Annotated in this window: 25 protein-coding genes; 11 read left to right on the top strand and 14 right to left on the bottom strand. The window is 66.5% G+C overall.

Annotation, left to right across the window (positions count from 1 at the left end; genetic code table 11):
• Positions 1 to 16: 16 nt before the first annotated feature.
• The 4 genes from DSHI_RS07195 to DSHI_RS07180 form a co-directional block, all read right to left on the bottom strand.
• On the bottom strand, positions 17 to 1,252 hold the full coding sequence (locus tag DSHI_RS07195; protein WP_012178085.1) for an ABC transporter substrate-binding protein: 1,236 nt from the start codon (positions 1,250 to 1,252) through the stop codon (positions 17 to 19).
• Between the two features lie 99 nt (positions 1,253 to 1,351).
• Positions 1,352 to 1,597: a hypothetical protein gene (locus DSHI_RS07190; protein ID WP_044027674.1), complete on the bottom strand. Its 246-nt coding sequence runs from the start codon at positions 1,595 to 1,597 to the stop codon at positions 1,352 to 1,354.
• Positions 1,598 to 1,676: 79 nt separating this feature from the next.
• Entirely contained in the window at positions 1,677 to 1,904 is a 228-nt protein-coding gene (locus DSHI_RS07185) for a hypothetical protein (RefSeq protein ID WP_044027673.1), read from the bottom strand.
• A gap of 53 nt (positions 1,905 to 1,957) precedes the next feature.
• A complete protein-coding gene (locus tag DSHI_RS07180) occupies positions 1,958 to 2,236 on the bottom strand; it encodes a TraR/DksA family transcriptional regulator (protein ID WP_012178083.1) in 279 nt (92 codons plus the stop codon).
• A 148-nt stretch (positions 2,237 to 2,384) separates the two neighbouring features.
• Between DSHI_RS07180 and DSHI_RS07175 the strand changes: the two genes are divergently transcribed.
• A complete protein-coding gene (locus DSHI_RS07175; protein WP_044027672.1) occupies positions 2,385 to 2,822 on the top strand; it encodes a protein tyrosine phosphatase family protein in 438 nt (145 codons plus the stop codon).
• A 12-nt stretch (positions 2,823 to 2,834) separates the two neighbouring features.
• On the opposite strand, the gene DSHI_RS07170 is transcribed toward DSHI_RS07175, so the two are convergent.
• From DSHI_RS07170 to DSHI_RS07150, 5 genes are all read right to left on the bottom strand, one after another.
• Positions 2,835 to 3,863: a FliM/FliN family flagellar motor switch protein gene (locus DSHI_RS07170; RefSeq protein WP_044027671.1), complete on the bottom strand. Its 1,029-nt coding sequence runs from the start codon at positions 3,861 to 3,863 to the stop codon at positions 2,835 to 2,837.
• 69 nt (positions 3,864 to 3,932) lie between these two features.
• Entirely contained in the window at positions 3,933 to 6,626 is a 2,694-nt protein-coding gene (locus tag DSHI_RS07165) for an ATP-binding protein (protein ID WP_012178080.1), read from the bottom strand.
• Positions 6,626 to 6,946 carry a hypothetical protein gene (locus DSHI_RS07160; RefSeq protein WP_012178079.1) on the bottom strand — a complete coding sequence of 107 codons (321 nt, stop codon included), beginning with the start codon at positions 6,944 to 6,946 and terminating at the stop codon, positions 6,626 to 6,628. The genes DSHI_RS07165 and DSHI_RS07160 overlap by 1 nt, the downstream gene beginning before the upstream one ends.
• Before the next feature lies 1 nt (position 6,947).
• Positions 6,948 to 7,313: a response regulator transcription factor gene (locus DSHI_RS07155; protein ID WP_012178078.1), complete on the bottom strand. Its 366-nt coding sequence runs from the start codon at positions 7,311 to 7,313 to the stop codon at positions 6,948 to 6,950.
• Positions 7,314 to 7,417: 104 nt separating this feature from the next.
• On the bottom strand, positions 7,418 to 8,713 hold the full coding sequence (locus DSHI_RS07150) for a helix-turn-helix transcriptional regulator (RefSeq protein ID WP_012178077.1): 1,296 nt from the start codon (positions 8,711 to 8,713) through the stop codon (positions 7,418 to 7,420).
• Between the two features lie 230 nt (positions 8,714 to 8,943).
• Here DSHI_RS07150 and DSHI_RS07145 point away from each other — a divergent pair, with 230 nt between their 5' ends.
• The 6 genes from DSHI_RS07145 to acs all read left to right on the top strand — a co-directional run bounded on the left by DSHI_RS07145 (position 8,944) and on the right by acs (position 16,397).
• A complete protein-coding gene (locus DSHI_RS07145; protein ID WP_012178076.1) occupies positions 8,944 to 10,299 on the top strand; it encodes an ABC transporter substrate-binding protein in 1,356 nt (451 codons plus the stop codon).
• 109 nt (positions 10,300 to 10,408) lie between these two features.
• Positions 10,409 to 11,440, top strand: coding sequence for a branched-chain amino acid ABC transporter permease (locus DSHI_RS07140; protein ID WP_012178075.1), 1,032 nt, complete (start codon positions 10,409 to 10,411; stop codon positions 11,438 to 11,440).
• A gap of 4 nt (positions 11,441 to 11,444) precedes the next feature.
• Positions 11,445 to 12,653, top strand: a complete 1,209-nt coding sequence (locus tag DSHI_RS07135; RefSeq protein ID WP_012178074.1) for a branched-chain amino acid ABC transporter permease — start codon at positions 11,445 to 11,447, stop codon at positions 12,651 to 12,653.
• 12 nt (positions 12,654 to 12,665) lie between these two features.
• Positions 12,666 to 13,424 carry an ABC transporter ATP-binding protein gene (locus DSHI_RS07130; protein ID WP_012178073.1) on the top strand — a complete coding sequence of 253 codons (759 nt, stop codon included), beginning with the start codon at positions 12,666 to 12,668 and terminating at the stop codon, positions 13,422 to 13,424.
• A gap of 11 nt (positions 13,425 to 13,435) precedes the next feature.
• The gene (locus DSHI_RS07125) at positions 13,436 to 14,191 is read left to right on the top strand and encodes an ABC transporter ATP-binding protein (RefSeq protein WP_012178072.1); all 756 of its coding nucleotides are present in this window, start codon (positions 13,436 to 13,438) and stop codon (positions 14,189 to 14,191) included.
• A 244-nt stretch (positions 14,192 to 14,435) separates the two neighbouring features.
• Complete coding sequence (acs, locus tag DSHI_RS07120) at positions 14,436 to 16,397, top strand: acetate--CoA ligase (RefSeq protein ID WP_012178071.1); 1,962 nt, start codon at positions 14,436 to 14,438, stop codon at positions 16,395 to 16,397.
• Positions 16,398 to 16,477: 80 nt separating this feature from the next.
• On the opposite strand, the gene DSHI_RS07115 is transcribed toward acs, so the two are convergent.
• Both DSHI_RS07115 and DSHI_RS22970 read right to left on the bottom strand, forming a co-directional pair.
• Positions 16,478 to 16,930: a DsrE family protein gene (locus DSHI_RS07115; RefSeq protein WP_012178070.1), complete on the bottom strand. Its 453-nt coding sequence runs from the start codon at positions 16,928 to 16,930 to the stop codon at positions 16,478 to 16,480.
• Between the two features lie 131 nt (positions 16,931 to 17,061).
• Positions 17,062 to 18,594: an SGNH/GDSL hydrolase family protein gene (locus DSHI_RS22970; protein WP_050757820.1), complete on the bottom strand. Its 1,533-nt coding sequence runs from the start codon at positions 18,592 to 18,594 to the stop codon at positions 17,062 to 17,064.
• A 271-nt stretch (positions 18,595 to 18,865) separates the two neighbouring features.
• Between DSHI_RS22970 and accB the strand changes: the two genes are divergently transcribed.
• The 4 genes from accB to DSHI_RS07090 all read left to right on the top strand — a co-directional run bounded on the left by accB (position 18,866) and on the right by DSHI_RS07090 (position 22,202).
• The gene (gene accB, locus DSHI_RS07105) at positions 18,866 to 19,360 is read left to right on the top strand and encodes an acetyl-CoA carboxylase biotin carboxyl carrier protein (RefSeq protein ID WP_044028497.1); all 495 of its coding nucleotides are present in this window, start codon (positions 18,866 to 18,868) and stop codon (positions 19,358 to 19,360) included.
• 9 nt (positions 19,361 to 19,369) lie between these two features.
• A complete protein-coding gene (accC, locus tag DSHI_RS07100; protein ID WP_012178067.1) occupies positions 19,370 to 20,716 on the top strand; it encodes an acetyl-CoA carboxylase biotin carboxylase subunit in 1,347 nt (448 codons plus the stop codon).
• Positions 20,717 to 20,775: 59 nt separating this feature from the next.
• Complete coding sequence (aat, locus tag DSHI_RS07095; protein WP_012178066.1) at positions 20,776 to 21,447, top strand: leucyl/phenylalanyl-tRNA--protein transferase; 672 nt, start codon at positions 20,776 to 20,778, stop codon at positions 21,445 to 21,447.
• 167 nt (positions 21,448 to 21,614) lie between these two features.
• Positions 21,615 to 22,202, top strand: a complete 588-nt coding sequence (locus DSHI_RS07090) for a hypothetical protein (RefSeq protein WP_012178065.1) — start codon at positions 21,615 to 21,617, stop codon at positions 22,200 to 22,202.
• Positions 22,203 to 22,211: 9 nt separating this feature from the next.
• Here the strand turns inward: DSHI_RS07090 and DSHI_RS07085 are convergent, their stop codons facing one another.
• From DSHI_RS07085 to DSHI_RS07075, 3 genes are read right to left on the bottom strand one after another with little or no spacing between them, the layout of a single operon-like run.
• On the bottom strand, positions 22,212 to 22,754 hold the full coding sequence (locus DSHI_RS07085; protein WP_012178064.1) for a DUF2155 domain-containing protein: 543 nt from the start codon (positions 22,752 to 22,754) through the stop codon (positions 22,212 to 22,214).
• Complete coding sequence (mlaD, locus tag DSHI_RS07080; RefSeq protein ID WP_012178063.1) at positions 22,751 to 23,197, bottom strand: outer membrane lipid asymmetry maintenance protein MlaD; 447 nt, start codon at positions 23,195 to 23,197, stop codon at positions 22,751 to 22,753. Before mlaD ends, DSHI_RS07085 begins: the two co-directional genes overlap by 4 nt.
• 47 nt (positions 23,198 to 23,244) lie before the next feature.
• On the bottom strand, positions 23,245 to 23,619 hold the full coding sequence (locus DSHI_RS07075; RefSeq protein WP_044028493.1) for an NADH:ubiquinone oxidoreductase subunit NDUFA12: 375 nt from the start codon (positions 23,617 to 23,619) through the stop codon (positions 23,245 to 23,247).
• Positions 23,620 to 23,680: the final 61 nt, after the last annotated feature.

Genomic DNA, 23,680 nt, shown 5'->3' with positions numbered 1-23,680 from the left:
CCCCCGCCGCCCCGGCTCAGTTCAGAAAGCCCGCTTCGCGCGCGGCCGCCCTGTAGGACGCCTCCACATCCGACAGGGCCTGTTCCGCCGTCTCGCTGCCTTGCAGGAACTCGACGATCTCGGTGCCGAGCGCGGTGTGCATCAGGCTCATATAGGGCAGCATCGGATAGGGCGACGTGCCCATCTGCGCCGTAGCCAGAACGCCCACCGCCGCGTCGCCCGGGGTGTAGCCGTCGATCAGCCAGACCGCCGCGTTGGGATTGGCATTGGCCACCTCGGTCGAGGCGCCGTGGACCATGGCGACGAAGCTCGCCTCCGCATCCACGTCCGGGATGTTGGTGGCGATGGTGAACCCGTCCCACCACAGGGTCGACGCCGGCGTCGTGCCCCCCGCCACCGTGGGGGCCGCCGCGAACCCGATGGCCGCCGCGATCTCGGGGGTCGCGCCCTCCGCATCGGTCACGCCGCCGGCCCGCGAGCCCCAGAAATTGGCCAGCGCCACGTTTCCTGCTTCAAATTCGGCCTGCAAGGCATTGGAATCGTAGGTGAGAAAATCCGGGTTCATGTACGCGGTCAGCGCCTTCATCATCTCCAGCGCCGCAACCCCTTGGGCATTGTTGATCGCCGGGGCCGCCGAGCCGGGCTCGAAAAACGCCCCACCATGGCCGAGATACATGTTCACGAATTCCTGGGCCAGGTTCCAGCCCGCCTTGAACGTCCCGCCGAGGGGAAATTCCATCAGCCCCTGGTCGCGGATCGCCTCTGCCGCGGCGAGCACCTCCTCATAGGTCGTCGGCACCTCCAGCCCCGCCGCCTCCAGGATGTCGCGCCGATAATAGAGGTGCTGCGCATTGGCCATGAAGGCGATCGCCATGGTGCGCCCGTCGATCATGATCTTCTGGTTCGGCGACACCCCCGCCCCATGGGCCGCGATCAGATCGTCCAGCGGCCGCACCAGCCCGTCGGTCAGCAGCGGCACGAGGCTCGAATTCGACACCACGGCCGAGGTATATTCCGCCGGATCCGCGGTCAGGGCCGCCACCTGGATGTTGCGGTGCTCGGTCGTCAGGTTCGCCGTCACCGTCGCCCCGCCCGTGGCACAGGCCGCCGCCGCGCCGGTAACGGCCTGCAGGGCGGGGAAATCGTTGGACAGGATGCGCACGGAGCCTTCGGCCAGCTCGCAGGCCGACGCCCCGCCGATCCCCACGGCCAGAATCGCTGCGGGCAAAAATCCGGTTTTGATGAAATTCATTCTTGTCTCCTGTTCCAGCACCGGGTTTCCCCGGTTGGGCAACAGGCTGACAGCGGAGAAACCGCTTTGCAACCGCGCTGTGTAGCCCGGCGCGCGGCGCTAGAGCAAAACCCTCGGCCGTGACGGCTTCGGAATTTCCCGCCCCAGGCGCGCGAGTTGCACCAGCATCACCGGGGGACGGCACATCGCGATCGTCGGATCCCGGCCCAGCGGTTGCGGCACGTGCAGGTCGCGCGCCACCTCGGACGCAAGCCCCGGAGAGGCGAGCAGCGCCCGGATCTGCGCTCTGAGGCGATCTGAGTCGGTCTGCGACTCAGCAGCTTCCAAGGGTGTCTCGGTAAGCATGGTGAAACCCTCCCCGCGCGGAGTGGGCTGACAAGGGGCGCCGCCGCCCCTGCCGGTGACACATGGCCGATCGCGCGGATCAGACCGGCATGTTGTCGAATGCGTCTTCCTGGGCTTCGAAGGCCCGACGCTCCGCACGCAGACGCGCGCACAAATCATGGAGGGACGCAGGCACCGCCACCTCCATGGTCTCAAGCTCCGCAACCGCCCGCGCCAGTTCGGCTTCGCAGGCAAACCCGCGCGCCGGATCTGCCTGAACGCGGTCCAGAAGGCTGAATACCTTGGTCAAGGTCTGATCGGTGGTCATGGATTTTCTCCCCATAGACATCGGTTTGGAAGGGGCCCGACTGGACATCGGGCCTACCCCTCCCCTTTGCAAGACGCGCACAAGGCCGTGGCCGGACACGCATGCAGCCGCCCTGGCGAAATCTCTCCGCCACAGGCCATGCACAGCCCGTAGGCCCCGGTCTCGATCCGTTTGAGCGCGAGCTCCAGGCGCCGCAACTGTCGCAATTCGGGCGATCCGGCCTCGGCCCGCCGCCCCGGTCGCGTGACGGCCCCCGGCCGCCCCCGCCTGAGGGTTTCGATCAATGCCCGCCGCTCGGCGCGCAACTCGGTCTGGCGTTCCAGAAGGTCCATTCGCCTCTCCCCCGCGAAATCCTGCCAAGAGCTTAACGTCCAGCGCCAAGCGCTTCCTTGATACAGGTCAACGATGACAGGTTCGCGACATCGCCCGGCGGGGTTTCGGCCACTGGACCTCCCCCGGCGCGGCCTCTACAACGGGCCCATGACCTATCGCCCGCTCTCCGAGACCTACGCAGTCGCGCCGCAACTGATGCCGACGGATATTCCTGAAATCGCGGCGGCGGGCTTTACCACCGTGATCTGCAACCGGCCCGACATGGAAAACCCGCCGGAGCTGTCGGCGGAGGTGATGCGCATCGCCGTCGAGGCCGCCGGGCTGCGTTTCTGCGACAACCCGGTGATCGGCGGCGCGCTGTCGATGGACGATGTCACCGACCAGGCCGACGCCATCGCCGGAAATCCCGAGGGCAAGGTGCTGGCCTATTGCGCGTCCGGGACGCGGTCGGCGATTGTCTGGGCCCTGGCCATGGCCGGAAAAATGCCGACCGACGACATCCTGGAGGCAACCCAGCGCGCAGGTTATGCGCTGGAGGGTCTGCGCGGGCAGATCGACATGCTCGCCGCCCAACAGGCGGGCTGAGCGCCGCCGCCGTCAGGGACCTGCCGCCGCGCCACTCTCCGGCTCGGGGGGCGCGACCTGCGCCGGGATCCCCGCCTCGTCCTGAAATCCCGCACCTGGCGGCAAGGGTTCCGGTGGCACCGGACGCGACGCGATCCCGCCAACCCGCTGGGTGGTGATCTCGTTCAGCCGCAGCGCCCGCACGCCCCGCGCCTGCCCCAGCCGCGCGGTGGCCACGCTCGGCCCGTTGCGTCGGCCCAGCGACACCGAGGACAGCGCCGAGGCCGGGATCGACACCCGGTCCCCCGGTGCCCAGCGGCGCACCTCGTCCAGGGACAACTCCAGCTTGCACAACACCGCGTCCAGCTCCGCCGGGCTTTCCAGCACCGCCGCACGCCAGTCCTTGGCCCATTCGCCCGTGCTCCGCGCGGCATCCCCGGTCTCGACCAGATCGGCGGGTCGGGGCCGGCTCACCGGCAGGGCCACGCTGAAGGCCACCTCGCGCAGCCCGTCGAACTGCGCGGTGATCAGATAGAGCCTGTAGGGAATATCGGGCGCCGACACCGACAGCACATCGGGCTGCATCATCCCGTCCGTGGGGGCATAGCCCGCCAGCCACGCCTCATGGGACGTGCCCGCCAGCAACTCACCCCAGGCCTCGAAGAACCGCTCGATGAAGCCCCGGCACAGAAGCTGGTCGATGCTGCTGGCGTCCCGCGGCTCGGGCTCGCCCGGCGAGATCCGCCCCGTGGTGGTCTTTTCCACCAACCCGGTCATACCCCCCGAGGACAGGGCCGCGAACCCCTCCGCCCCGTCGGGGGCATTGCAGGGGATCAGCAGCGCGACATCGGCCATCTGTTCGGCAAGCCCGGCCACCCCGTCGGTGTCCACCACCTGGACCGACGGTGCGGCGATCTTCAGCCCGGCGGCGATGAAGCCCGCGCGCGCCACGGCCCGCAGGCTCGCCATCTCGGGCGAGACGGGGGCTGCGCTGCCGCCCTGGGCCGCGGGGCTGCTTTCCATCTTGCGCCGCAAAAGCGCGGACTGGTCTGGCACGGACATGGGGCGACTCGCATTCTGCAATCGGAACACCCCCTTGTCGCGCACTCGGGTTAAGGCGAGGTAACCGGCTCAGGCCACGGCGCGGGAAATCTCCATCGGCAGGCTGACCCGGAACGCCGCGCCCGACTGCCCGCGCAGGTAATCGATCGATCCGCCCAGCTTGCTCATCACCTCGCGGCAGATCGCCAGACCCAGCCCCGCGCCGCCCGCCTTGGTCTGGTCGTCCAGCCGCGCGAATTTCTCGAAGATCAGGCCATGGCTGCGCGCCGGGATGCCCGAGCCGTTGTCGATGAAATCGAGCTGCAGCATCCCCTCGCCCGCGCGCACCTCGATCCGCAGTTCCGGATCGGTCGCGTCGCAATACTTGATCGTGTTGGCGATGATGTTGATGAACACCTGCACCAGCCGGTCGGTATCGGTGTAGATCACGTGATCTTCCTGCCCCGGATCGCGCAGCACCCTCAGGCTGCGCGCATGTCCCACCGCCGAGGCCGAGATCGCCCGGTCGATCAGGTCGCCCAGCCGCTCCTGCTGCGGGTTCAGCACCACCTGCCCGTTCTCCAGCACGCTGAGATCCAGCAGATCGTCGAGCAGCCGGGTCAGCCGCAGGCTCTCGTCATGGATGATCGAGGAATAGCGCCGCCGCACCTCCGGCTCCAGCCGCCCCTGCATCAGAATCTCGGAAAACGACCGGATCGAGGTCATCGGCGTGCGCAGCTCGTGGCTGATCTGGCTCAGGAAGGCGTCCTTCTGCACCGACAGCTCGGTGAGCTTCTCGTTGGCCTCGCGCAGCTTGGTCGCCGTCGCCTCCAGCTCCCGCGACTTGGCCTCCAGCTGGCTGGAATATTCCATCATCTGCGCGGTCTCGTCGGCCACCGCCATCAATTCGCGCACCGACACCGACGCCCCGCCGTTGATCTGCGCGATCATCGCATGGGCCGTGGCCGCGCCCACCGATCCGGCCAGCTCCCGCTCAAGGTCCATCAGGAATTCAGGCGTCGTGTCCGGCAGGTACCCGGTCTTGCCCTGGGCGCGCGCGGCTGCGCTGAAGACGTTATGGGCCTCGTCCGGGCCCAGGATCCGCTGCGCCATGATCAGCAGATCCTCGGCCTCCGCCCGCCCCCCGGCCCAGCTGCGCGGGGTGGTCGAATGCTCGAACACGTTGACGAACTGCGCGCCCTGCAACCGCTCCATCGGCGACGGGAAGGACAGCAGGGACACCCCCAGGAACAGCCCCGCATTCAGCACCATCGACCACAGCAGCGCATGCACCAGCGGGTCGAGCCCCGTCAGCCCGAACAGCCCGTGCGGCCGCAGGAACCCCATGCCCAGCGGCCCGTCCCGCACGATATCGGCCAGCACCGATCCCGGCACCGCGAGGCTGGGCATGTAGAACGTGTAGGCCCAGACCGCGAACCCCGCGATCAGGCCCGCGACCGCGCCGCGCCGGGTCGCCCCGCGCCAGAAAATCCCCCCGAGCAGCGCCGGCAGCACCTGCGCCGCGCCCACGAACGAGATCAACCCGATCGCCGCCAGCGCCTCGCCGCCTTCGGACAGGGCGAAATAGGCATAGCCCATGCCCAGCACCGCCGCGATCGAGATCCGCCGCGAGAACAGCATCGCGCGCCGCACATCGCCCGACACGCTGGCCTTGCCGCCATCCTGCAGGCTCAGCCAGACCGGCATGATGATGTGGTTCGACACCATGGTCGACAGCGCGATGGCCGCCACGATCACCATGGAGGTCGCCGAGGAAAACCCGCCCAGAAACGCCAGCGCCGCCAGCATGTTCTGATCCTGCGACAGCGGCAGGGTCAGCACGAACAGGTCCGGGTTGGCCCCCGCGGGCATCAGGTCCAGCCCCACCACCGCGATCGGGATCACGAACAGGCTCATCAGCATCAGGTAGGCGGGAAAGGCCCAGCTTGCCGTGCTCAGGTGGGACTCGTCGGCATTCTCGACCACCATCACCTGGAACATCCGCGGCAGGCAGATCACCGCCGCCGCCGAGACGAAGATCAACCCGACCCAGCGCCCGCCCTCGACCTGCCAGGCCGAGACCGGCGAGGCGTCGAGCCGCGTCAGGATATCCCCGACCCCGTCGGCCAGCCCCCAGACCACGAACACCCCCACCGCCAGCAGGGCCACGAGCTTCATCACCGCTTCGACCGCGATGGCCATGACCACCCCATGGTGCCGCTCGTTGGCATCGAGGTTGCGCGTCCCGAACAGCACCGTGAAGATCGCAAGCCCGATGGCCACCCACAACCCGTCCATCACCGCCCCGGTGGGATTGGCCATGACCTCCGCGCTTTCCGCATCGAACACCGCCAGCGACAGCGAGACCGACTGCAATTGCAGCGCGATATACGGCGCCGAGGCGATCACCGCCATCCCGGTGACCAGCACCGCCAGCCCGTTGGACTTGCCATAGCGCGACGAGATCAGGTCCGCGATCGACGTGACCCGCTGCGCCCGGCCGATCCGCACCAGCTTGCGCAGCAGCCACCACCAGCCGATGAAGACCAGCGTCGGACCGAGATAGATCGTCACGAATTCCAGCCCCGACCGCGCCGCGTAGCCCACCGCGCCATAGAACGTCCAGGCCGTGCAATAGACCGACAGGCTCAGCGTGTAGATCATCGGCGCGCGCAGCCACCCGGTCTTGCCCCGCGCCGCGCGCCGTTCGGCCACGAAAGCCACCCCGAAGAGCAACGCCACATAAGCCAGCGAGATCGCGACAAGCAGGTTGAGCGACAGCATCAGGCCCCGCCCCCGGCGTCGTCATCCCCCTTGTCCCCCTGCCGACGCGACACGGTGAACCCGGGCGCGGGAAGGTTCGCGCGCTCCGCCCGCCGGATGTAGCGGTTGATCAGCGCGCTGAACACGATCAGCAGCGTCCACAACACGAACAGATAGATCAGCGCCTCGCCCGTGGTCCCCGGCTCGTCCCGCGGCAGGAGCAACATCGGCACCACGAACAGGAATGTCCCGAACACCGGCAACAGCCGCGCGGCATCGATCAGCCGCCGCTTGCGATAGGGCTCGGGTTGCAGGAACAAGGGCGGCCGTCCCCGCGCCATCTCAGCCTCCCAGCTCCCGCACGCGGTCCAGGATCTCGGCATTCGAGAAGGGCTTGGTCATGAAATGGGACACCCCGTAGCTCTCGGCCAGTTCGCGATCCTTGCTCTGCCCCTTGGCGGTCAGCATCAGCACCGGCAGGGCGGAAGTCTCCGGATGGGCGCGCAGATCGCGCAGGATATCGAACCCGCTGCGATTGGGCAGCATCACGTCGAGCATGACCAGATGCGGCACCTCGCGCAGGATCGCCTCCAGCGCCGTGGCCCCGTCGGAATGGGTGCGCACGTGCCATCCCTCGCGCGACAGGATGAAACTGATCGCCTCGATGATATTCGGCTCGTCTTCGATCACCAGAACGGTTTTCGCCATGATCGGTTCCTCCTCCGCCCTGGCGACACTACAGGCGCGCAGAATTGCCCGCTTTCCCCCGAGTGTCAAAGCCGTTCCCACCTGCCGCTTGGTCAAGCCCGCCTCTAGTCCGCCAGGATCGACGGCTCGCGCCGGGCCGCGCAGGCGTCCCGCGGGCAGATCCGGCAGGTCGTGCCGATGGGCCGCGCGCGTTCCTCCGGCATCGGGGCGTTGCCGGCGTCCAGCACCAGCATCCAGGACCGAAAGACCTGCGGCGCATCGAAATCCACGGCCGAGGTCAACTCGGATACCGCATAGGTCACGAAACGCCGCCCCGGCGGCGTCTCCACCGCCACCCGGATCGGCTGCACCGGCTGGGTCAGCGCCTGGTAGACCGACCAGAGCGAACAGGCCGCCCCGAAACGCGGGATCGGAAAACCGTCGATCCCCTTGCGAAACAGCAGGCTGCCCGAGGTGTCCGCCACCACCAGCCCCACATCCGGCGCGTCCTTGGCCTTGGGCAGACAGGCCAGCCGATGCATCACCACCGGCAGGGCCACATCGAACCGCCGCGCCAGCTGCGCCGGGTCGCGAACCTCGGCGAAGGCCGCCTGCAAGGGGCGCATGGGCAACGCCTCGGCGTCGCGCACATAGGTGCGGAAATAAGCCAGCGCCAGGGCCCGGGCCTGGGGCATCGCCAGTTGCGGCGCCTTGTCGAGCAGGGCCGCGGCGGCCTCCATGCCCCCGGTCTCCAGCATGGGCAGGTGGTAATCATGCTCCAGCAGCACCGATTCCAGCGCCTCCTGCGGGGTCGAGAACGCGGTCTCCGCCCCCACCTGCCGGTCGAAATAGGACACCAGCGCCTGGCTGCCCTCGGCCAGCCTGTCGCTTTCCTCCAGCATGTTGCGATGGAACCGGTCGCGCCAGGCCTCTTCGATCTCCGGGGTCTGGGCGAGGATCGAGGCGGTCGCCCGGATCGCCGTGACGTTCGACAGCAGGTCATGCATCGCCTCGGCCAGGAACGGGTCATGGGTCAGCCGGTCGTTCAGCGCCTCGATGGTGCGCTCCTGGGTGACCATGCGCCGCCGCTGCGCCGCGATCAGCTGCGCCCAGCCGGGAAAACGGGCCACGAATTCCTCGATCCGGTCGATCTCGGCCGTGCTGCGCCGGGCCGAAACCACCGCCTCGCGCAGCCCTTCCAGCAGGGTCTCCTCCGCGCCCTGGGTCAGGATGGTGATATCGACCCGCAAGGCCTGGGCGAGTTTGACCAGTACCTTGCCGCCGATTCTGCGACGATTGTGTTCGATCAAATTGAGATAGGAGGCGGAGATTCCGACCTGCCGGGCGAGATCGGCCTGTTTGATGCGAAGAGACTGGCGTCTTTCGCGAATGCGACTGCCGGTCAGGGCGCTCTGGGGCATGGTGAAACCTGAGTGTTATCACGCACTTTCTGCGGGTGCGTGACAATAACTTTACACATACTGCGGGCGCATTGTCCAATCGTTTACAAATAAACCCTGTAAATCAAAGCACTTGTTGCGCCATTGGGGCAGTTTGTAATTTCATTGACAGGTGCCTGTACTGTTCGTGCGGGTCCGTCGAGACGCGGGAGAGGTTTAGCGGCTCGAAAGTTTTAAACGGGAGGACTTCAATGTCTAATTCGGAAATCAGCCGCCGTCGCGTGCTGAAGACAGGCGCTGCCACCGGCGCAGGCCTGGCACTGCCCACCATCTTCACCGGCGCCGCCTGGTCGGCGGGCTTCACCAACGAGCCCACCGGCAGCACCGTCACCCTGGGCTTCAACGTGCCCCAGTCCGGCCCCTATGCCGACGAGGGCGCCGACGAGCTGCGCGCCTACGAGCTGGCGGTCGAGCACCTCAACGGGGGCGGCGATGGCGGCATGATGAGCACCTTCAGCTCCAAGGCGCTGCAGGGCAACGGGATCCTCGGCAAGAAGGTCGAGTATGTCACCGGCGACACCCAGACCAAGTCCGACGCCGCCCGCGCCTCGGCCCGCTCGATGATCGAAAAGGACGGCGCGGTGATGATTACCGGCGGGTCGTCCTCCGGCGTGGCCGTGGCCGTCCAGGCGCTCTGCCAGGAGGCGGGCATCATCTTCATGGCGGGCCTCACCCATTCCAACGACACCACCGGCAAGGACCGCAAGGCCAACGGCTTCCGGCATTTCTTCAACTCCTACATGTCCGGCGCGGCACTCGCCCCGATCCTGGCCAAGAACTACGGCACCGACCGCAAGGCCTATCACCTGACCGCCGATTACAACTGGGGCTACACCACCGAAGAAGCCGTGCGCTCCTCCACCGAAGCCATGGGCTGGGAGACGGTGAACACCGTTCTGACGCCGCTCACCCAGACCGACTTCTCGGCCTATATCACGCCCGTGCTGCAGTCGGACGCGGATGTGCTGGTGCTCAACCACTACGGCGGCAACATGGTGAACTCGCTGACCAACGCGGTGCAGTTCGGCCTGCGCGACCGGGTGGTGAACGGCAAGAACTTCGAGATCGTCGTGCCGCTCTACTCGCGCCTGATGGCCAAGGGCGCCGGTGCCAACGTCAAGGGCATCTTCGGCTCCACCAACTGGCACTGGTCGCTGCAGGACGCAGGCTCCCAGGCCTTCGTGCGCTCCTTCGGCACCAAGTACGGCTTCCCGCCGTCCCAGGCCGCCCATACCTGCTACGTGCAGGCGCTGCTCTACGCGGACGCGGTGGAGCGCGCGGGCTCCTTCAACCCCTGTGCCGTGGACGAGGCCCTGTCGGATTTCGAATTCGACGGGATGGGCAACGGCCCGACCCTCTACCGCGCCGCCGACCACCAGTGCTTCAAGGACGTGCTCGTGGTGCGCGGGAAGGAAAACCCGACCTCCGAGTTCGACCTGCTGGAGATCGTCGAGGTGACCCCCGTCGAGCAGGTGACCTATGCCCCGGACCACCCCCAGTTCGGCGGCGCCGAGGCGACCCTCGGGACCTGCAACCCGGGCGCCTGACACCGACCCCGACAAGATCCCGGGACGGGTGCGCACGCGCCCGTCCCGACCTTGCCCCTGCGCCACATAGGCCGGCGGGGCGCGTGACGCTATAGCCGAGGTGGGAGCCATGGACGCCATCATCCTTCAAATTCTCAACGGACTGGACAAGGGCTCGGCCTATGCGCTGATCGCCCTGGGCCTGACCTTGATCTTCGGCACCCTCGGTGTCGTCAACTTCGCCCATGGGGCCCTGTTCATGCTGGGGGCGTTCTGCGCCGTCACGCTCAGCCAGATCCTCACCCTCAGCCACGAGGTGATCGACGACACCCGCACCGATTTTCTCGGCAACCCGCTCAAGGTCGACGTGCCCTATGTCTACGACATCTTCGGCCAGGCCGCGGGCGACACGATCATCGACTGGGCGGTGCCGCTGGGCATCCTCTTTGCCATCCCGATCATGGCCGGGATCGGCATCGCCATGGAGCGCGGCCTGATCAAGCACTTCTACAAGCGCCCCCATGCGGACCAGATCCTCGTCACCTTCGGCCTCGCCATCGTGCTGCAGGAAATCATCAAGTATTTCTACGGCGCCAACCCGATCCCGACCCCCGCCCCGGACGCCTTCATCGGCTCGTTCGACTTCGGCGCGATGCTGGGCTTCGATCCGGGCTCGATCATCTATCCCTACTGGCGCCTGGTCTATTTCCTCTTCGCCATGACGATCATCGCCGCGGTCTTCGCCTTCCTGCAATTCACCACCTTCGGCATGGTGGTGCGCGCGGGCATGGCCGACCGCGAAACCGTGGGCCTTCTGGGCATCAATATCGACAAGCGCTTCACCATCATGTTCGCCATCGCCGCCTGCGTGGCCGGGGTCGCCGGGGTGATGTACGCCCCGATCAACTCTCCGAACTACCACATGGGCATGGACTTCCTGGTGCTCAGCTTCGTGGTGGTCGTGGTCGGCGGCATGGGCTCGCTGCCCGGCGCCGTGGCCGCGGGGTTCCTGCTGGGCATCCTGGAGAGCTTCGCGTCCATGTCCTGGGCCATCAACCTGGTGCCCGGCATCAACCAGATCATCATCTACCTTGTCGCAATCATCATCTTGCTGACCCGGCCCCGTGGCCTCATGGGCCGCAAGGGCGTGATGGAGGACTGAGCCCATGTTCGGACTAGAGAAAAAAGACACCGTCCTTCTGCTGATCGTGGCCGGGCTGACCATGCTCGCCCCCTTCCTGCTCAACCCCTTCCCCGAAGGCTCCGGCATGGCGCAGTTCAACGCGGGCTACCCCGACCTGATGCAGCGCTTCGTGATCTTCGGGATCTTCGCCATCGGCTTCAACATCCTGTTCGGGCTGACGGGCTATCTCAGCTTCGGCCACGCGGCCTTCCTCGGCGTGGGCTCTTACGCGGCGATCTGGATGATGAAGCTGCTGACCATGAACGTGATCCCGGCGATCATCATGGCGATCGTGCTGGCGGGGCTGTTCTCGCTGCTGGTGGGGTGGATTTCGCTGCGCCGCTCGGGGATCTACTTCTCGATCCTCACGCTGGCCTTCGCGCAGATGTCCTATGCCCTGGCCTACTCGGTCCTGACCCCGATCACCGGGGGCGAGACCGGGCTGCAGCCCAAGGTCAACGACCCCCGCCTGCTCGACCCGGCCCTGGCCGAGGGCGCGACGCCGTCCGCCAACCTCTTCGGGCTGACGATGAAATCGAGTTACGAGCTCAATGTCGGCGGCTGGCTCTTCACGTTCAACGCGGGCTACTACCTGGCGGCCGTGATCATGCTGATCAGCTTCTATGTGGCGATCCGCATCTTCCGCTCGCCCTTCGGGATGATGCTGCGCGCGGTCAAATCCAACCAGCAGCGGATGAACTACACCGGCCTGAACTCCAAACCCTACACGCTGGCGGCCTTCGTGATCTCGGGCATGTATGCCGGGCTCGCCGGTGGCCTGATGGTGGCGATGGACACGCAAGTGGGGCCCGAGCGGATGTTCTGGACCGCCTCCGGAGAGGTGGTGCTGATGACCATCCTCGGCGGCGCGGGAACCCTGATCGGCCCGGTCCTGGGCGCGGGCATGATCAAGTACATGGAGAACATCATCTCCAAGATCAACGAGACCATCCTGCACCAGTGGTTCGCCTTCCTGCCCGACGGGATGGAGGACGCGCTCGTCGCCATGGTCTATCCCTTCATCGGCAAGGGCTGGCACCTGACCCTCGGCATCATCTTCATGCTGGTGGTGATCTTCCTGCCCGGCGGCCTCGTCGAAGGCGGCCAGCGCATCGCGCGCCTGTTCGGGCGCGGCAAGAAAGCCGACGCTGAAGGCGACAAGAAATCCGCCGAAACCACACCGGCCGAATAAGGAGACAGACCCATGGGAATTCTCGAAGTCAAAGGTGTGGGCAAGCGGTTCGGCGGCCTTCAGGCCCTGGGGGACGTGAACCTCTCGATCAAGGAAAACTCCGTCCATGCCATCATCGGCCCCAACGGGGCGGGCAAATCCACCCTGCTCAACTGCCTGGTGGGCAAGCTGATACCCGATACCGGCTCGGTGATGTTCGACGGGCAATCCGTGCTGGGCCGCTCCCCGCACGAGATCTGCCAGATGGGCATCTCCCGCGTCTTCCAGACGCCCGAGATCTTCGGCGACCTGACGGTGATGGAAAACGTGCTGATCGCGTGTTTCGCCAAGCGCGACGGCTCGTTCGAGCTGAACGCGATCACCTCGGTGCGCTCGCAATCGGACATGCGCGACATGGCCGAAACCATCCTGCGGGACGTCAACATGCTCGACAAGCACGCCATGCATGCCGCGTCGCTCTCGCGCGGGGACAAGCGGCGGCTGGAGATGGCCATGTGCCTGGTGCAGCAGCCCCGCATGCTGCTGCTGGACGAGCCGACGGCGGGCATGGCGCGGGCCGACACCAACAACACCATCGACCTGCTCAAGGAGATTCGCGACACCCGCGACATCACCATCGCGATCATCGAGCATGACATGCACGTGGTGTTCTCGCTCGCCGACCGGATCACCGTGCTGGCCCAGGGCACCCCCCTGGTCGAGGACAGCCCCGAAAACATCAAGGGCCATCCCAAGGTGCGCGAAGCGTATCTCGGCGAGACGGCGCACTAAGAGGTCACACCATGAACGTCAAACCGGACTTCTCCAAGGGCATCAGCCACGCGGAAACCGCACCGGCCTTCCTGTCGGTCTGGGACCTGCACGCCTATTACGGCGAGAGCTACATCGTCCAGGGCATCAGCTTCAATGTCCACGAGGGCGAGATCCTCGCGCTTCTGGGCCGCAACGGCGCGGGCAAGACCACGACCCTGCGCGCCATCGCCCGGCTCGGCGATCCGCAGGTGCGGCATGGCGAGATCTGGCTCGACCACGCCCGCCTGCACGAGATGGAAAGCCACGAGGCCGCCGTGGCGGGGCTCGGCCTCGTGCCCGAGGACCGGCGCATCATCCCCGGCCTGACGGTCGAGGAGAACCTGCAACTGGCCCAGATCGTGGAGCCGAAGGGCTGGTCGCTTGACCGGCTCTACGACCTCTTTCCGCGCCTGGGCGAGCGCCGCAAGCAAGAGGGCGTGACGCTTTCGGGCGGCGAGCAGCAGATGCTGTCCATCGCCCGGGCGCTCGCGCGCGATCTCAAGGTGCTGTTGCTGGACGAGCCTTATGAGGGGCTGGCCCCGGTGATCGTGGACGAGATCGAAAAGACCCTCCGCGTGATCAAGGAACAGGGCATGACCACCGTGATCGTCGAGCAGAACGCCGTGCGTGCGCTGGAGCTGGCGGACCGGGCGGTGATCCTCGATACCGGCTCCATCGTGTTCGACGGGGCCGCCGCCGAGGTGCTGGAGAATGCCGAGCTGCGCGCCGAGTATCTCGCGATCTGATCGCGCGGGCCGCCGCGGGGCGTTGCGCGCGCCCCGTTGCGGGCGCACGAAGGTGCCCGACACTTGCCCGACAGATGTCCGACACCTGCCCGACGGCGATCCGACGCGGTCGGGCGGCCGTTTCGGGGGCGCATTTTTCGGGCCCTTACGACCAAAGAACGCCCCGCTGCGTCACCCCGCAGGCTTGCCCGGTCGCCGCCCCCGGGTGCAAACTTCGCACAATGGACTGAAAGGGGGGATCCCAATGCTGGACAACAAAGACGGCGTCTACACGCCGAGCGCCGATTTCGTGAAGAACGCCCATATCGATTCATCGAAGTATTCTGAGATGTATGCGGCGTCGGTTTCGGATCCTGAGGGGTTTTGGGGGGAGCATGGGCGGTCTTTGGACTGGATCAAGCCCTACACGAAGGTGAAGGACACCTCGTTCGCCCATGACGACGTGCATGTGCGCTGGTTCGAGGATGGCACGCTGAACGTGGCGGCCAATTGCATCGACCGGCATCTGGCGACCCGGGGCGATCAGACCGCGATCATTTTCGAGCCGGACGATCCCGCCGAGCCTGCCCAGCACATCACCTATCGCGAGTTGCACCGGCAGGTCTGCAAGCTGTCCAACGTGCTGGAGGATCTCGGCGTGCGCAAGGGCGACCGGGTGATCCTTTACATGCCGATGATCCCCGAGGCGGCCTATGCGATGCTGGCCTGTGCCCGGATCGGCGCGATCCATTCCATTGTTTTCGCGGGCTTTTCGCCCGATGCCCTCTCGGCGCGGATCAACGGGGCCGATGCCAGGCTGCTGATCACCGCGGACTATGCCCCCCGGGGCGGGCGCCAGACGCCGCTGAAATCCAACGCCGACGCGGCGCTCTTGCACACCCGCGACGACGTCAAGATGCTGGTGGTCAAGCGCACCGGCGGGCAGACCACCTGGGTGGACGGGCGCGATTTCGACTATCACGAGCTGATGCTGGAGGCCGACGAGGTCCAGCACCCGGTCGAGGTGGAGGCCGAGCATCCGCTCTTCATCCTCTATACCTCGGGCTCCACGGGCCAGCCCAAGGGGGTGGTGCATTCCTCGGGGGGCTACCTGCTCTATGCGGCGATGACCCAGAAATACGTCTTCGACGTGCATGAGGGCGATGTCTACTGGTGCACGGCGGATGTGGGCTGGGTGACGGGGCACAGCTATATCGTCTACGGGCCGCTGGCCAATGGCGGCACCACGGTGATGTTCGAGGGCGTGCCGACCTACCCCGATGCCTCCCGCTTCTGGCAGGTCTGCGACAAGCACAAGGTCACCCAGTTCTACACCGCCCCCACCGCGATCCGGGCGCTGATGGCCAAGGGGCCGGAATTCGTCGAGACATGCGACCTGAGCAGCCTGCGCGTCCTCGGCACCGTGGGCGAGCCGATCAACCCCGAGGCCTGGAACTGGTACAACGACCTGGTCGGCAAGGGCCGCTGCCCGATCGTCGACACCTGGTGGCAGACCGAGACCGGCGGGCACCTGCTGACGCCGCTGCCCGGCGCGATCGCGACCAAGCCGGGCTCGGCGACCCTGCCGTTCTTCGGGGTGCAGCCGGTGGTGCTCGACCCCCATTCGGGCGCCGAGATCACCGAGACCGAATGCGAGGGGGTGCTGTGCCTCAAGGACAGCTGGCCGGGCCAGATGCGCACGGTCTACGGCGACCACGAGCGGTTCGTGAAGACCTATTTCTCGGACTACAAGGGGTATTACTTCTCGGGCGATGGCTGCCGCCGGGACGCGGACGGGTATTACTGGATCACCGGCCGGGTCGATGACGTGATCAACGTGTCGGGCCACCGGATGGGCACGGCGGAGGTGGAATCGGCGCTCGTGGCCCATGCCAAGGTCGCCGAGGCCGCGGTCGTGGGCTATCCGCACGACATCAAGGGCCAGGGCATCTATTGCTACGTCACCCTGATGAATGGCGAGGAGCCCTCCGAGGAGCTGCGCAAGGAGCTGCGCACCTGGGTGCGCACCGAGATCGGCCCCATCGCCGCCCCGGACCTGATCCAGTGGGCCCCCGGCCTGCCGAAAACCCGGTCGGGCAAGATCATGCGCCGCATCCTGCGCAAGATCGCCGAAGACGACTTCGGAGCCTTGGGCGACACCTCAACCCTCGCAGACCCCTCCGTCGTCGAAGACCTCATCGAAAACAGAATGAACAAGAAAGGATGAGGGCGCGGGCCCCTGATCCGACATGAAAAAGGGCCGGTCTGCCGGCCCTTTCCTTTTCCCCCCGGTTTCCCCCCGGTGCGTCAGGGCTTGATATAGGTGTAGCCCTGCATCTGCAGATGGCTCAGCTCGGCGACGCCCGAGGGGACGATATCGTCCTCGAAAACTTCGAAGAGATCGTCCTCGTAGCTGATATCGCGCCCCACCAGCGTGTTGTTGCACACGGTGAACTGCGCATTCTGGCCGCGCAGGTTCAGCACGCGCGACTGCAACGCCGCGTTCGTCTTGGCACTGGCCAGCAGACCGACGCCGTCGCCATGCAGCACGACCTTGATGTCCATGTTCTCGGCCCCGACGGCATTGATATGGTTCTGGATATTACCCATGGCGCCGAGATAGGCACGGTCACCCTCGCCGCCAGTGTAGTTGATGTGATAGACGACTTTCTGCGACGCATAGCGGTCGCCCGAGCCAATCGCGGCGCTGCCCATGACGATAAGCAGCATCGCCGAAATCAGCCCCAGAATTCTGGTCATTTCAGTCTCCTCCCAACGGTGCCCGGTCTTTGCCGGGCCTTGAGCTTGGCATGGAGAGGACGGATCGCAAAGCCGTTTTCAGCCGGCTGCTGCACCCCGGGCCCCGCAAGGCCCGGAGCATGGGCAGCGTGTCAGACCAGCGCCCAGAGATCGGCCTCGCCGAGCCGGGCGAGGTCGTTGAACTGGTTGAGTTCGGCCAGGTCGGTGAACACCCGCACGTCCTCGATCCGTTCGGCCGTGATGCCGAGCGCGCTCAGCGCCTGCGCCTGCCCCTCGGTGGCCGAGGTCAGCGCGAAGGCCTCTGCGGTTTCCTCGGTGAGCACCATGGCCAGGGTGTCGAACCCGGCGCCGCCACGGAAGGTATTCTCGTCGAAGGTTCCATCGCCACCGATCAGGGAGGCTTCGCGGAAGATGAAGAGGTCATTGCCGCCCCCGCCCACGGCGAAGTCGGACCCCAGCCCGTCGATCAGCACGTCATCGCCAAGGCCCCCGCGGGTGACATCGTCGCCGGTGCCGCCGACCAGCACGTCATCGTCGGCACCACCGAACAGCACGTCGTCATCGGCGCCGCCCGAGATGATGTCACGCCCGAGCGCACCGAAGATGAAGTCGTCATCGCCCTCACCGAAGGCGATGTCATCGCCGTCCAGCAGCCCGAGCACATCGCGCCCGCCGCCTGCGAGCACCAGATCGTCCTCTTCGCTGCGCAGCGTGCGGATGCTGCTGCGATCATTGCCGATGGTGACGGTGCCGGTCAGTGCGGCGGCATGGAAACTGCCCAGCACGCCGTGCACGGTATCGGTGGGATGCACCGGGTCGAAGAACGCCACCTGGTCCAGCGGCACACCGTCCAGCGCCGGATTGATCACCGGATCGGTCGGGTCGTCATCCAGCACCTTGACCTCGTCATAGGGCGCGGTGATCCCGAAGTTCAGCGGATCGTCCACGATGGTCGAGGTGATCGCCTCGATATCCACGTAGACCGCGTTGATGCCGGCCTCCTGCAGGGCCTCGACCCCGCGTTCGAGACGGGTGTTATGCAGCGACAGCACGATGTCGGCCACCGGCGCCAGCAGCGGATCGGCCCGCACGCCCGGGAAGAAATCGCCAGACGGCAGGCTGTTGATCACGATCTGGCCGACGCCTTCATCCGCAAGACGCTGGGCGGCGTCGAGGGTCGCATCGGTGATCTGGACCATGAGCGCCAGGCCCTCGATCACGATCCGGTCGGGCGAGGACGGGGCGAAGTTGAGGTAGTCATTGGCGCCGATGAAGAGGGTCGCACTGCTGTCGGCCCGGTCCTGCCCCGCGGTATCGGCGAGATACCGGTCCAGCTGCGCAGAGAGGTTGATGTCGAGATCGAGCCGCGGATCCTCCAGCGGGACGGTCAGAAACTCGGTCACGCCTGCGTTTTCCGCCAGGTCGCGCAGGGTCAGCTCCCCCAGCATGCGGGCGGCGCCGATGCCGAAATTCAGGGTCTCGCTCGCTCCGAGCAGGTCACTGGAATATTCGGCGAAGACCAGGCCGTTGGTGAAGCGCTGATTGTAGCCGGCCGCTTCCAGCGGAACCGCGACGCTGGCGACATCGCTGGTCAGGGAAAAAAGGGTGCCGTCATCTGTCAGGCTGTCGCCGAAAAATACCTTGGTGGAAAACGCGAAACTCATCAGCTGGGTGTCCTCTGTTGGTGGGCTGTGCCGGGTTTTCCCGGTCGTGGCGTCAAGTTTCGCCCGGGGCGGGCGATGTTGCAAACTTTTTCACGGACGGGTCACGTAGGGTCACGCTGCCCCCGCGCCCGGGTTGCGGCATGGTGGAAAACCGGCGTGCGCCCCTTTTCTCGCCCGGTACGGTGCCGTATAGGGGATCAAAACCACAAGAACGCGCATGGGGTCTCGGGGCTCTTGTATGCGGCTTTCAGACCACCCGATTGAGGACGGCATGACGAACAAGTCCCATGATGACGACGTAGCCTTTATCAAGGCTCTTGCGGAACTTCTGCGCGCGAATGACCTGAGCGAATTGCAGGTCAAGCGTGAGTATGGCGAGGATGACAGTCTGAATGTGCGGGTCTCCCGGCAGATGACGGCGGCCCCGGTCGCGGCGGCCATGCCGGTGGCGGCCCCGGCACCGATGGCCGCCCCGGTCGCGCCAGGCGCGGCGGCCCCCGCGCCCCTCGAAGGGGGCGACCCGGCCCAGGACCCCAATGCCCTGACCTCGCCCATGGTGGGCACGGCCTATCTGCAGCCCGAACCGGGCGCGGCGTCCTTCGTGTCGACCGGCGACACGGTCAAGGAGGGCCAGACCGTCCTGATCATCGAGGCGATGAAGACCATGAACCAGATCGCGGCCCCCCGCGCGGGCAAGGTCACGCGGATCTTCGTCGAGGACGGCTCGCCCGTCGAATACGGCGCGCCCCTGATGATCATCGAGTAAGGCGGGCCGATGTTCTCCAAGATCCTGATTGCCAATCGCGGCGAGATCGCCCTGCGCGTGATCCGCGCCTGTCGCGAGTTGGGCATCCAGTCGGTGGCTGTGCATTCCACCGCCGACACCGACGCGATGCATGTGCGCATGGCCGACGAGGCGGTCTGCATCGGCCCGCCGCCCAGCCCGCAGAGCTATCTGTCGATCCCCGCGATCATTTCGGCCTGCGAGATCACCGGGGCGGAGGCGATCCATCCGGGCTACGGGTTTCTGTCGGAGAACGCGAATTTCGTGCAGATCGTGCAGGATCACGGCCTGACCTTCATCGGCCCCACCGCGGAGCATATCCGGGTGATGGGCGACAAGATCACCGCCAAGGAAACGATGAAGAACCTCGGTGTGCCTTGCGTGCCGGGCTCCGACGGGGGCGTGCCGGACCTGGAAACCGCGCGCCGGGTGGCGGGCGAGATCGGCTATCCGGTGATCGTGAAGGCCACCGCCGGCGGCGGCGGACGTGGCATGAAGCTGGCCAAGACCGCCGAGGACCTGGACGAGGCGTTCCAGACCGCCCGGTCCGAGGGCAAGGCCGCCTTCGGCAACCCGGACGTCTATCTGGAGAAATACCTCAGCACCCCGCGCCATATCGAGGTGCAGGTCTTCGGGGACGGCAAGGGCGGCGCCGTGCATCTGGGAGAGCGGGATTGCTCGCTCCAGCGTCGGCACCAGAAGGTGTTCGAGGAGGCCCCGAGCCCGGTGATCGACGCCGAGACCCGCGCGCGGATCGGCAAGACCTGTGCCGAGGCCGTGGCCCGGATCGACTATGCCGGTGCGGGCACGATCGAATTTCTCTACGAGAACGGCGAGTTCTATTTCATCGAGATGAACACGCGGCTCCAGGTGGAGCATCCGGTGACCGAGGCGATCTTCGGCGTGGACCTGGTGAAAGAGCAGATCCGCGTAGCTGCGGGCTATCCGATGACCTTCAAGCAGGAGAACCTGCAGGTGCGGGGCCATGCGATCGAGGTGCGGATCAATGCCGAGAAAGTGCCCGCCTTCACCCCCTGCCCCGGCATGGTCACGACCTTCCACACCCCGGGCGGCCTGGGCGTGCGGATGGATTCGGCGCTGTATGGCGGCTATTCTATCCCGCCCTATTACGACAGCCTGATCGGCAAGCTGATCGTTCTGGCCCAGGACCGGCCCGCGGCGCTGGCGCGGCTGAACCGGGCGCTTGGCGAGTTGATCGTGGACGGGATCGACACGACCGTGCCGCTGTTCCATGCGCTGCTGGCCGAGGAGGCCATCCAGACCGGAGACTACACGATCCACTGGCTCGAAGAGTGGCTGGAGACGGCGCAGATCTGACGCGGGCGCGCGCGGTTCTTCTGGACCGGGCGCGGGTGCGCCTCTAGGTTGTGGGCACGATGGCCCATGACATGTACCCTAATTCTCCGCCGCGGCTGACGCCCGACCTGCTGCTGCGTGGGTATATGGCGGGCATCTTCCCCATGGCCGAAGCGCGCGATGACGACGCGGTGTTCTGGGTGGATCCGCGCCAGCGCGGGGTGCTGCCGCTGGACGGGGTGCATGTGTCGCGCAAGCTGCGCCGGTTCCTGGCGCGCACGGAATGGACGCTGAGCCTGAACCAGGACTTCGCCGGGGTCGTGGCCGGCTGCGCCGACCGGGACGAGACCTGGATCAACGATCAGATCTTCGACGCCTACACGGCCCTGCATGCCATGGGCTTCGCCCATGCGCTGGAGGTCCGCGAGGACGGCGCGCTGATCGGCGGGGTCTACGGCGTGGCGATCGGGACGGCGTTTTTCGGCGAGAGCATGTTCTCGCGGCGCCCGAACGGCTCGAAGGTGGCGCTGGTGGCGCTGTGCGCGCATTTGCGACGCTGCGGCTATACCCTGTTCGACACGCAGTTCGTCACCCCGCATCTGGCGACCATGGGCGCGGTGGAAATCTCGCGCGACAGCTACCGCGCGCAGCTGCGGGCGGCCCTGTCGGCCAAGGCCGACCTCACGGCGCGCCCCCTGCCCCGAACGCCCGCGCAGATCCGCGCGCCCGGCCCCGGACAACCCCGCTCCTGAGCCCGGCGCCGGCCCGCGTATTCCGGGCGCTTCGTGCGCTCTTGCGGGGCGTGTCGGCTTTCCACTAGGTTGTGCTGTGAGTGGGGCGCGCCGGACGCATGGCATCGTGACGCGCGCCGCCAGACGGCCCCGAAACTGGAACCAGACCAAGACCGGGAGGCCGTGACGTGACGCGTATTTCGAGCAGACTTCTCTGGGCCGGGGCTCTGGCCCTGTGGGCCGTGCAGGCCGCGGCCGACCCAGCCCCGGGGGGCGGATGGTCCTGGGCGGTCCAGGGCGGTGTGATGACCGACGACCGCGCAGCCGAAGCCCTGACCCCGACCCGGACAGAGTTGGAGCGCCAATTCGTGCTGGGCGGTGTGTTGGGCTATGACCGGCAGATCGGCACGAGCCGGTTCTCGGTCGGTGCGGAATTGCAGGCCAATGCCCATTTCGGAGACCAGGATTTCGTGGAATTCGCGCTGCCCGTCGCCCTGCGCTATCACCCGCGAGACAGCTGGTGGGATGCCTTCGACAGTTTCGCCTTCGGTCTCGGCCTGTCCCATTACACCGAAGTGTCCCAGTTGGAGAGGGCCAATTACGACGGGCAATCGCGGCGGACCCTGATCTATTGGTACCTGGAGGCGGAGTTTGCCGAGTTGTCGACCGGTGACACGGTGTTCTGGCGCTTGCACCACCGGTCGAATGGCTACGGGACGTTGAAGCCCAATGGCGGTTCGAATGCCCTGATGCTCGGGTATCGCAGGCCGTTTTAGGCCTTGTGTTCAGGGCCGCGCGGTCGGTCGCGGGGATTGCAGACCGGCGGCAACTTCGGGGGTGGCTTCTTCCTCCCCCGGGGTGGCACAGCGCAGGGCCCAGACGTCGTAGCGGTGATGATCAAGGGCGGCGAGCGCGGGCGAGGACGCGATCATCCAGCCGTCATAGAGCGGCGTGTCCCGCTCGGTGATCTGCAGGTGCACGAAGGCGTCAGAGGCGGGGTTTTCCTCAGGAAAGCGGCATTCGATCAAAGTGATGCTGAGCCGACCGCTCTGCCGGGCCTCACCGGCGGGGATTTCCAGGGTCTCGACGCGGCCGGTGGTCTTGTCGAGCACGCGGATCAGGCCGGCTTCGGCCGCGGAGACGCGCAGCTCCTGCTCGAAGGTCTGGAACTCCTCGTCGCGCAGGCGCAACTCCCCACCGAAGCCGTCCTCTTCGCCCTCGGCGCGTTCTTCGAGCTCATCGAGGGGCGAGATGATGATCGCCTCCTGCTGGGCCGCGGCCGCGCATCCGACCCAGAGCAGGGCAACCGCCAGCGTGGTGCGGATCACGAGCCGTCCCCGCCGACGAATTTCATCAGCAGCGACACGAGGCTGACCGAGCCCTGGGTGTCGATGAACTCGCCCCCGGTTTCCATGGCGAAGGGAGAGCCGCCGGGCAGGATTTCGATGAAATTGCCGCCCAGAAGGCCCTCGGAGGACACGGAGATCGCGCTGTCATCGGGGATCTCGATGTTCTCGGAGACCGAGATCGTGGTGTCGGCGCGGAAGGTTTCGGGATTGAGCGCGATGCCCGTGACGGTGCCGATCTTGACGCCCGCGAGGCGGACATCGGTGCCGATGGTGATCCCGTCGGCGGAGCGGAAACTGGCGGTCAGCGGATAGCCGCTGCCCCCGCCGGAAAAGCCCGTGGCATTGGAGACGAAAAGGAGGAACCCGACCGCGGCGGCCAGAACGGCGCCGCCGACGACGACTTCGGTTTTACTGTGTGACATGCCCGTTCGGTGCCCTGTTGACTGGTTGGCGCCAGTCTAGCGCAGCTTCATTCCGGCTGCCATGCCTCATAATCCGCGCGCTCCACCGGCTTGGGACGGCGCAGGGAGCCCGCGGGGGCGTAGGCCAGCGGCGTGCCGGTGAGGTTTTCCTCATGGGGCTTTTCCCAGGACTTGCGCGCCAGCGGCTTGGCGGTGGGCGGTTCTTTCCAGGTGAAATGCAGCCAGCCGTGCCAGTCGGGGGAGACGCGGCTCGCCTCGACCTCGCCGTTATAGATGACCCAGCGACGCTTGCCGTCCTTGGTCTGGAAGAAGCTATTGCCGGCTTCGTCCTCGCCCACCTTCTCGCCGTTGCGCTTGCTCCACAGGCGCATGCCCAGGGTCTCGGCGTTCCACCAGGTGATGAGTTGCAACAGGAACTTCATGATGCCTCCGGTCGGGTTGGCCCAGATATGGACGATTGCGGGGCGGGCGTCCAGCGACATG

Origin of the sequence: Dinoroseobacter shibae DFL 12 = DSM 16493 (assembly GCF_000018145.1) — a bacterium.
Classification (GTDB): domain Bacteria; phylum Pseudomonadota; class Alphaproteobacteria; order Rhodobacterales; family Rhodobacteraceae; genus Dinoroseobacter; species Dinoroseobacter shibae.
The sequence above is the reverse complement of the archived record's forward strand: the minus strand, read 5'-3'. Positions and strand labels throughout refer to the sequence as shown.

What these genes read in the sequence shown, in the direction of transcription:
- DSHI_RS07145 (WP_012178076.1), top strand. Translation starts at nt 8,944, where the DNA reads ATGTCTAATTCGGAAATCAGCCGCCGTCGCGTGCTGAAGACAGGCGCT.
- DSHI_RS07175 (WP_044027672.1), top strand. Translation starts at nt 2,385, where the DNA reads ATGACCTATCGCCCGCTCTCCGAGACCTACGCAGTCGCGCCGCAACTG.
- DSHI_RS07180 (WP_012178083.1), bottom strand. Translation starts at nt 2,236, where the DNA reads ATGGACCTTCTGGAACGCCAGACCGAGTTGCGCGCCGAGCGGCGGGCA.
- DSHI_RS07155 (WP_012178078.1), bottom strand. Translation starts at nt 7,313, where the DNA reads ATGGCGAAAACCGTTCTGGTGATCGAAGACGAGCCGAATATCATCGAG.
- DSHI_RS07195 (WP_012178085.1), bottom strand. Translation starts at nt 1,252, where the DNA reads ATGAATTTCATCAAAACCGGATTTTTGCCCGCAGCGATTCTGGCCGTG.
- acs (WP_012178071.1), top strand. Translation starts at nt 14,436, where the DNA reads ATGCTGGACAACAAAGACGGCGTCTACACGCCGAGCGCCGATTTCGTG.
- DSHI_RS07170 (WP_044027671.1), bottom strand. Translation starts at nt 3,863, where the DNA reads ATGTCCGTGCCAGACCAGTCCGCGCTTTTGCGGCGCAAGATGGAAAGC.
- DSHI_RS07075 (WP_044028493.1), bottom strand. Translation starts at nt 23,619, where the DNA reads ATGAAGTTCCTGTTGCAACTCATCACCTGGTGGAACGCCGAGACCCTG.
- DSHI_RS07115 (WP_012178070.1), bottom strand. Translation starts at nt 16,930, where the DNA reads ATGACCAGAATTCTGGGGCTGATTTCGGCGATGCTGCTTATCGTCATG.
- mlaD (WP_012178063.1), bottom strand. Translation starts at nt 23,197, where the DNA reads ATGTCACACAGTAAAACCGAAGTCGTCGTCGGCGGCGCCGTTCTGGCC.
- DSHI_RS22970 (WP_050757820.1), bottom strand. Translation starts at nt 18,594, where the DNA reads ATGAGTTTCGCGTTTTCCACCAAGGTATTTTTCGGCGACAGCCTGACA.
- DSHI_RS07135 (WP_012178074.1), top strand. Translation starts at nt 11,445, where the DNA reads ATGTTCGGACTAGAGAAAAAAGACACCGTCCTTCTGCTGATCGTGGCC.
- DSHI_RS07125 (WP_012178072.1), top strand. Translation starts at nt 13,436, where the DNA reads ATGAACGTCAAACCGGACTTCTCCAAGGGCATCAGCCACGCGGAAACC.
- DSHI_RS07150 (WP_012178077.1), bottom strand. Translation starts at nt 8,713, where the DNA reads ATGCCCCAGAGCGCCCTGACCGGCAGTCGCATTCGCGAAAGACGCCAG.
- aat (WP_012178066.1), top strand. Translation starts at nt 20,776, where the DNA reads ATGGCCCATGACATGTACCCTAATTCTCCGCCGCGGCTGACGCCCGAC.
- DSHI_RS07140 (WP_012178075.1), top strand. Translation starts at nt 10,409, where the DNA reads ATGGACGCCATCATCCTTCAAATTCTCAACGGACTGGACAAGGGCTCG.
- accB (WP_044028497.1), top strand. Translation starts at nt 18,866, where the DNA reads ATGACGAACAAGTCCCATGATGACGACGTAGCCTTTATCAAGGCTCTT.
- DSHI_RS07160 (WP_012178079.1), bottom strand. Translation starts at nt 6,946, where the DNA reads ATGGCGCGGGGACGGCCGCCCTTGTTCCTGCAACCCGAGCCCTATCGC.
- DSHI_RS07190 (WP_044027674.1), bottom strand. Translation starts at nt 1,597, where the DNA reads ATGCTTACCGAGACACCCTTGGAAGCTGCTGAGTCGCAGACCGACTCA.
- DSHI_RS07130 (WP_012178073.1), top strand. Translation starts at nt 12,666, where the DNA reads ATGGGAATTCTCGAAGTCAAAGGTGTGGGCAAGCGGTTCGGCGGCCTT.
- DSHI_RS07165 (WP_012178080.1), bottom strand. Translation starts at nt 6,626, where the DNA reads ATGCTGTCGCTCAACCTGCTTGTCGCGATCTCGCTGGCTTATGTGGCG.
- DSHI_RS07185 (WP_044027673.1), bottom strand. Translation starts at nt 1,904, where the DNA reads ATGACCACCGATCAGACCTTGACCAAGGTATTCAGCCTTCTGGACCGC.
- accC (WP_012178067.1), top strand. Translation starts at nt 19,370, where the DNA reads ATGTTCTCCAAGATCCTGATTGCCAATCGCGGCGAGATCGCCCTGCGC.